This window comes from Bacillus sp. JJ1474 (genome assembly GCF_036965225.1).
Lineage (GTDB): Bacteria > Bacillota > Bacilli > Bacillales > Cytobacillaceae > Cytobacillus.
On the sequence record NZ_JBALPC010000007.1, the window covers coordinates 41,938 to 49,378 of the forward strand.

5 protein-coding genes are annotated in these 7,441 nt (G+C 41.0%); 4 read left to right on the forward strand and 1 reads right to left on the reverse strand.

Annotated elements, in window-relative coordinates; all coding sequences use genetic code 11:
* Positions 1–275 precede the first annotated feature (275 nt).
* Positions 276–1,121, forward strand: a complete 846-nt coding sequence (locus tag V7164_RS01035; RefSeq protein ID WP_335344816.1) for a VOC family protein — start codon at positions 276–278, stop codon at positions 1,119–1,121.
* 178 nt (positions 1,122–1,299) lie between these two features.
* A complete protein-coding gene (locus tag V7164_RS01040; protein ID WP_335353217.1) occupies positions 1,300–4,482 on the forward strand; it encodes a DEAD/DEAH box helicase in 3,183 nt (1,060 codons plus the stop codon).
* 75 nt (positions 4,483–4,557) lie between these two features.
* Here the strand turns inward: V7164_RS01040 and V7164_RS01045 are convergent, their stop codons facing one another.
* Entirely contained in the window at positions 4,558–4,734 is a 177-nt protein-coding gene (locus tag V7164_RS01045; RefSeq protein ID WP_335344814.1) for a hypothetical protein, read from the reverse strand.
* Between the two features lie 425 nt (positions 4,735–5,159).
* On the opposite strand from V7164_RS01045, the gene hprK reads away from it, so the two are divergent.
* Both hprK and V7164_RS01055 read left to right on the forward strand, forming a co-directional pair.
* Positions 5,160–6,095, forward strand: a complete 936-nt coding sequence (gene hprK, locus V7164_RS01050) for an HPr(Ser) kinase/phosphatase (RefSeq protein ID WP_335344813.1) — start codon at positions 5,160–5,162, stop codon at positions 6,093–6,095.
* Between the two features lie 185 nt (positions 6,096–6,280).
* A complete protein-coding gene (locus tag V7164_RS01055) occupies positions 6,281–7,189 on the forward strand; it encodes a nuclease-related domain-containing protein (RefSeq protein WP_335353218.1) in 909 nt (302 codons plus the stop codon).
* Positions 7,190–7,441: the final 252 nt, after the last annotated feature.

A 7,441-nucleotide genomic window follows, 5' to 3' on the forward strand; every position in this document is an offset into this window, starting at 1 on the left:
CAGATGAACCGATTCCATTTCCGGATTTGAGCAAGAAGGCTGAAACTGTAAAATAATTGTTTTAATAAGAAAGAGTTATTGTTAGATTAATAGTTTAATGGGTATGGTAAGCTCCGGTCAAAAATTAGAGGAGCTTACCTTTTTGTTGTATAGAATCCCCTTTACTTTACTAATGTTTTAAATTAAAATATCTCCAATTAAATATAATTATCAATACGTTAGTTTATATGTATTAGGCATATAATAAAAAAAACGTTTATAAAGGGGTAATGAGGATGAACAGCTTCCATAAGAAACCAAATATTTATGTTGGAGAAGTGAATTTAAAAGTAAAAGACTTACAAGCCTCAATCAATTTTTATCAAAATTTAATGGGCTTCAATATATTAGAAGAAACTAGTCATAAAGCTGTCCTAACAACTGATGGGAAAACTCCATTAGTCACACTTGAACAGCCTGCAGATGTCGTCCCGAAAACTGGCCGTACGTCAGGTTTATATCATTTTGCCATTCTGCTGCCAACCCGAGCTGATTTATCTGTCTTTTTACGGCATTTGCTTCAGACTGGCTACCGATTTGGAGCGGCCGATCATTATGTGAGTGAAGCTTTGTATCTCAATGATCCAGATGGAAATGGAATCGAAGTATATCGTGACCGCCCGTCTGATGAATGGAATTGGAAGAATGGGTTAGTGGATATGGCAACGGAACAGCTGGATGGGGAAGGAATCTTGGCTGAAAGTAATGCGGAGTGGACTGGTTTGCCTGCTGATACTCTGATGGGGCATATTCACCTGCATGTAGCGGATCTCCATCAGGCAGAGGAATTTTATACGAAGGGCCTTGGTTTTCAGACTGTTAGCTACTACCCGCAAGCTGTCTTTCTATCAACCGGAGGCTACCATCATCATATTGCCATCAATACTTGGCAGGGAGTCGGAGCACCAACCCCTCCGGAAAATAGTGTAGGTTTGAAATGGTACACACTTGTTTTTCCGAATGAGGCAGCTAGAGACAACGTGGTTGCACAGTTGAAGGGAATCGGTGCATCGGTTAAAGAGGAAGAGGATTATTATGTGACAAGTGACCCAGCTGGGAATGGGATACGGTTGGTTGTCTAAGCAGATAAAGCAGGCCTAGAGATGGGGAGCACAACCATCTTAGGCTTGCTTTTCATTTTTTTGAAAAGAATATTGTTTCTTCGTGGTTGGAGAGTTTCCCTCCATTTTTGCCTTTTATCCTCTTTGCAGAGTATGATTAAAATATGTATGAACGTATCCTCAGAAAGGAGCGGTACATGTGGAACTGCATTTAACTCAAAAAATGATCAAAGACATGTGCGGTGCTGTCTCCTTCAAAAGAGGAGACTCTTTTTATCGTGCGGGAAAGATAAAGATAAATAAATACAGTCATAATTGCTGTGAAGCTACAGTTACAGGTACGGAAGACTTCAATGTGACGATTGAAATGAATGAAAGTGGCGGCCTAAAGACCGCATGTAGCTGTCCAAAGCTTGCTTCTGTTAAAAATGATTGCCAGCATATTGCGGCTGTTTTGCTAGCTATGTACGATCGGCAGCGTCAAGGGGCAGAGCCGATGCAGAATGATTTGCTGACGGAGGGGCTGCTTCGGCTTTTCAACGATCAGCCCGTTCGGTCAAGCGGCGAGCAGCTTCATTTTGAAAATAGACAAGTTCTTCCTGCTGAACTCATCTGTAAACCGGTGGATACGGGCAAGGGTTCATGGATGATGGGGGTCGAAATAAAAGTAGGCCCTGTTCATGTCCTGGATATTCGGGGATTTCTGGATAGAATGGGGGCAGGCCAATCCTGCGAGCTTTCTACACTATTCACGTATGATTCGGGGATTCATTGCTTTCAAAAGGAAACAGATGATGTGATTCAGGAGCTCCTTCAAGTAAGGCAAGATGAAAAGGCCTCTCTGTCAAATCAATCGGACGGTGCAAAAAGCGACCACATGGTGATGATTCCGTCTTCTTCTTGGGGACGACTTCTTCCTCTCCTTATTAAGGCTCCACTCGTTAAGCTAATGTATGCCGGAAATACGTTTGAAGGTCTACGGTTGTCAGAAGAGGGGCTTCCGTTACAGTTTGACTTTGAAGAAAGTGAAAGAAAAGGATATCAGTTGCGTATAAGCGGAATGGACCGTTTGATGGTGATGGATTTATACAGGGCAGTCTTATATGATGGGCGAATCATTCAGCTGAAAGAAGAAGACTGCAGGCGTCTAATGGAATTGAAACAAATGCTCGAAACGACCGGAACGAATGAAATTCCGATTTCGAGCAATCAGGTTGATTTTTTTTTGGAAAAAGTGATTCCGGGCTTGAAAAAAGTCGGAAATGTTCGTATATCAGATGCCATTGCTAATCGGCTTGTGAGGGCTCCATTAATCGCGAAGCTTTATTTGGATCGGGTAAAAAATCGTCTGCTCGCTGGGCTTGAGTTTCATTATGAAAATATCGTCATCAACCCGCTAGAGGGACGGGAACCGCCTTTGAGCATCATGCTCATAAGGGACGAGGAAAAGGAAGACGCGATCCTTCAGCTGATGGAGGATAGCTCCTTCGGTAAAACAGATGGCGGTTATTTTTTGCAAAATGAAGAGCTAGAGTTCGAGTTTTTATGCTACACCGTTCCAAAGCTGGAGAAGCTTATGCAGATTTATGCCACAACAGCGGTAAGAAATCGGATTTTCAGAGAAAACGCCCGTCCGCAAATTAGGGTGAGGGTCAAGAAGGAACGCACCAATTGGCTGGAGTTTAAATTTGAAATGGACGGCATACCTGAACAGCAAATCCGGGATATTTTACAAGCTTTGGAGGAAAAAAGAAGGTATTATCGTTTGCGAAACGGATCGTTGCTTTCATTGGAAACACGGGAGTTTGAAGAAATACAACGTTTCCTGCGTGCTGTTCCTGCCCAAGATGAAGATTTAGAAAGCGGGTTGAATGTCCCGATTGTTCAGGGGCTTCGGCTGCTAGATTCGGCAGAGGGGAGCCAAGCCTTTACATTGGAGGAATCGTTTAAGCAGTTTTTAGAAAAGCTTCGCAATCCTGCAAGTTTGGAGGACAAGGTTCCAGAGAAGTTAGAGCCTATTTTGCGGGATTACCAAAAACAAGGCTTTAAGTGGATGAAAACCCTTGCCGGCTATGGGTTCGGAGGGATTCTTGCAGATGATATGGGACTTGGGAAAACACTGCAGAGCATTGCGTTTATTTTATCAGAGCTCTCGGATATCCGTGAGAAGAGGGAGTCTGTTCTGATCGTATGTCCATCCTCATTAACCTATAACTGGCTTAGCGAATTGATGAAGTTTGCTCCGGAAATAGAAGCTTTGGTGATGGATGGCAGTAAAGCAGAGAGGGTCCAATTGCAAAGGGCTTGCATAGAAATGGATGTCGTTATTACCTCTTACCCCCTGCTGCGCCGAGATATCAAATGGTACGAGAAACAGGCCTTCCATACTGTGTTTTTCGATGAGGCACAGGCCTTTAAAAATCCGATCACGCAAACAGCGAGAGCGGTGAAAAGAATACAGGCGAACCACCGTTTTGCCCTCACCGGGACGCCTATTGAAAATTCGATTGAGGAGCTTTGGTCGATTTTTCACGTTGTCTTTCCAGAATTATTTATGGGATTACAGGAATACAGTCACTTGTCAAAAAAGACGATATCCAGAAGAATTCGTCCATTCTTGCTTCGCAGGCTGAAGGAGGATGTTCTGTCAGAGCTTCCTGAGAAAAATGAAGCGGTGATATCAGTAGAGCTGTTCCCGGATCAGAAGAAATTGTATGCAGCCTATTTGGCGAAGCTTCGTCATGACACGCTTAAACATTTGGACAAGAACACACTCAGGAAAAATCGCATTCGGATTCTTGCAGGATTAACAAGATTAAGACAAATTTGCTGCCATCCAGCCTTGTTCGTAGACGGCTATAAAGGAAGCTCAGCAAAATTTTTGCAGCTCATGCAGCTAATTGAAGAGGCAAGGCTTTCAGGAAGAAGGGTGCTGATTTTCTCCCAATTTACAAAAATGCTTTCGCTTATTGGCAGAGAACTGGTGAAACAAGGTCTGCCTTTCTTCTATTTGGATGGTCAAACTCCATCCGAAGAACGTGTGGATTTATGCAATCAATTCAATGCAGGGGAGCGCCACTTTTTCCTCATTTCCTTGAAAGCGGGCGGCACAGGGCTCAACCTGACTGGTGCTGACACGGTTATTCTATATGATCTTTGGTGGAATCCGGCTGTCGAGGAGCAGGCTGCAGACCGCGCTCATCGCATCGGGCAAACGAAAACGGTGCAGGTCATTAAGCTTATATCCCGCGGGACCATCGAGGAAAAAGTGAATGAACTGCAGGAGAAAAAGCGCCATTTAATAGAAGAGGTCATAGAATCCAAGGAGGGTGTGATGTCTGCTCTTACGGATGAAGATATTAGGGAGATATTGGGGGTTTAAGGGCGACATAGAAACGCTATAAAAAAATTGAGAGACAGATACATACGTTTTGTCTCTCTCTCCTCCTTTAAGAAATTATTTAAATGTAGAAATAGATTCTTCAAGCTTTTCCGCAAATCCCTTTAATAAAAGAGTTGTTTCCTCTAAATTATTTATTTTTTCTATTTCCTCTTTCGATGCACGATCTACTTCTATCGTATCTTCAACCGTTTGTTTTGTAATATTGGCAATACTCTCTAGGGATGCGAACATTTCCTCTTTTTGATTGAGTATATATTCGTTTAGGTGGAATATAATTCCGCCTGTTGGAATGTATTAGAAATGTATTTATCAAGGTTGAAACTTCTTTCTTATTCAAACGTAAATAAGTAAATGCCCAAATATTTAACAATTTTATAACAGATTGCATAATAGTGTTGTAACGTTCATTTGTAATTAGTATTATAGGGGAAATGCAGGATAGGTATTGACCTACAATTGAAATTTGATCATACATAGGGCTTAGTACCCTTTTTTGAAAGCGCTATTAAATTTTTACTAATTTGCTCATATGGTCGGAAAAAGGGAGAGAATTTTACCGAACCATATGCTTCATTTTTTGATCGCTTAGTTTCAAAAATCAACAAACATTATTTTTAAAAGAATATTAGATTTAAAGAAACGGGAGGGAGAGTGTGATGAGCGGAAACTCCATTACGATAGAACAATTAGTTCGGCAGTTTAAATTAGAGGTTTTAGCTGGAGAGAATCAATTGGACCGGATCATTACGAAACCGAAAACCGTTCGACCGGGCTTAGAATTTATCGATTTCTTTGAATTTTTACCGATGGAAAATGTTCAGATTCTTGGGAAGCATGAAGTAAATTATTTAAAGACGTTAGATGATGATGAGAGGAAGCTCCGTGCTGGCAATATTGTTAAATATAATCCTCCATGTATTATCGTGACCGCACATCAGGAAAATCCGAAGTACTTGACCCAATTTTGTAACGAAGAGAAGATCCCTTTGCTGCAAACAGAGGAATCCACTTACGAATTTATTGCAAAGCTTGATGCCTTTATGGTCAAAACCCTAGCACCCGAAATTGCTGTACACGGTGTATGTGTGAACGTTTCAGGGATCGGCATTTTGCTGAGAGGTAAATCAGGCGTTGGAAAAAGTGAGACCGCCCATACGCTAATCGGACGCGGACACCGACTGATCGCCGATGACATCGTTGTGCTGAAAAAACTTAGCCCGCAAACGCTTCTCGGCTCCCATAATGGAATGAATAAGGAATTCCTTGCTCTGCGCAGCATTGGACTATTAAATGTAGTGCGTCTGTATGGAAGGAAGGCTTTCCAAGAGGAAACCCGGATCGCTCTTGATATCGAATTAACGAAGTGGGAAAAGGATGATCTTAATAACGAGCTTGAGCTTGAGTCCAAGTTTACGGAATACATGGGTGTTCAGATCCCTCATATACAAATTCAGCTCCAGCCAGGCCGAGATGTGGCTGGATTAATCGAAGCCGCCGCCAATAATTGGTACTTAAAGCAGCAAGGCTACAGCGCAGCGGAAGAATTCATGAAGCGCCTTGAAGGAGAGGGGCCGGAGTCGAGCTGGAAATAAGTATTTAATGAATAGCAGACCCTCTGCCTGTTTGATAGGGTAGGGGGTTACTTTGTGGAAAGTATTGATAATATTTTGATTAGATTTAGAATTAAGGTATCCTCTATAAAAATTCTAATCTTATCTTCAAGCTAAGTAATATCTCTTAAGGTTACTCAAATCAAACAAAGAATAGGATGTGGAATATGCTTATTAAAGCCCGTGTGGAACCGGTAGAATTAAAGGTTTTACGGCAATTAAATGTACGATCAAATCTAACTGAAACGGAGCAGAGTTATTATTGCAGCCTAGAGAAGGGGTTTCAAGGAGAGTTACTGTTTGATGTATTAACAGAGCCTCTTTCAACCCACTGGCTAATTTTAAATGACCTAATGCTTGAATATAATCATGCTGTTTTTCAAATTGATACGCTGTATATATCTTCAGAAAAAATTATTATCTTTGAAGCGAAAAATTATGAGGGTGATTACTTTATCAAGGATGATAAGTGGTATACCTTATCAGGTGTCGGAATAAGGAACCCTTTACACCAGTTAGAACGAAATGAATCCCTTCTTCGGGGATTGCTTGAGGAATTTGGAGTCACCACCCCCATTGAAAAATACCTCATTTTCATTAACCCCGAATTTTATTTATACCAAGCGCCATTAAACCTTCCGATTTTTTTTCCAACACAACTCAACCGATTAAAAAAACAATTAAGCAAAAACTCTATAAACTACAAAGAAAGCCATGTTAATTTTGCAAAACGATTAGCATCTATGCATGTTAAGAAGTCCCCTTATATGAGATTGCCAAGCTATAGTTATGAAGAACTGAAAAAAGGAATAACCTGTGTTAGCTGTCATTCGTTTAATATTGAGATTAGGAGTACTCGTTTAATCTGTAAAGTTTGTGGATGCCATGAAAAACTTGCCGAGGCAGCTTTACGCGGTATAGAGGAATTTAGGTTTCTTTTTCCAGATAGGAAAATCACCATAAGTGAGAGTATGGACTGGTTAAAAATAGACTCAAGGACCACTATGAGAAGGCTGCTTTCACAAAACTTTAAACAAATGGGACGAGGCAGGTATTCTTATTATGTGGAGAAATAGTTTTTGTTGTTCCTATTATGCAATAACTGTAATGTAAGTGTTTTGGATGGTCTTAGCTAATAACGCTAACATAGGAAGGTTTAATCTGGGAGTTTTAGAGAAGCTTAACAAAAAGTGCTAACATAGAGAGAGTGCAATGTAAGGTTTTTGTTGGATTTAGTGAAAAACACTAACATAGGAGCGTCCAATGTTAGTGTTTTGTTGATTTAGTAGAAAAACACTAACATTGGAGCGTTCAATGTAAGGGTTTTG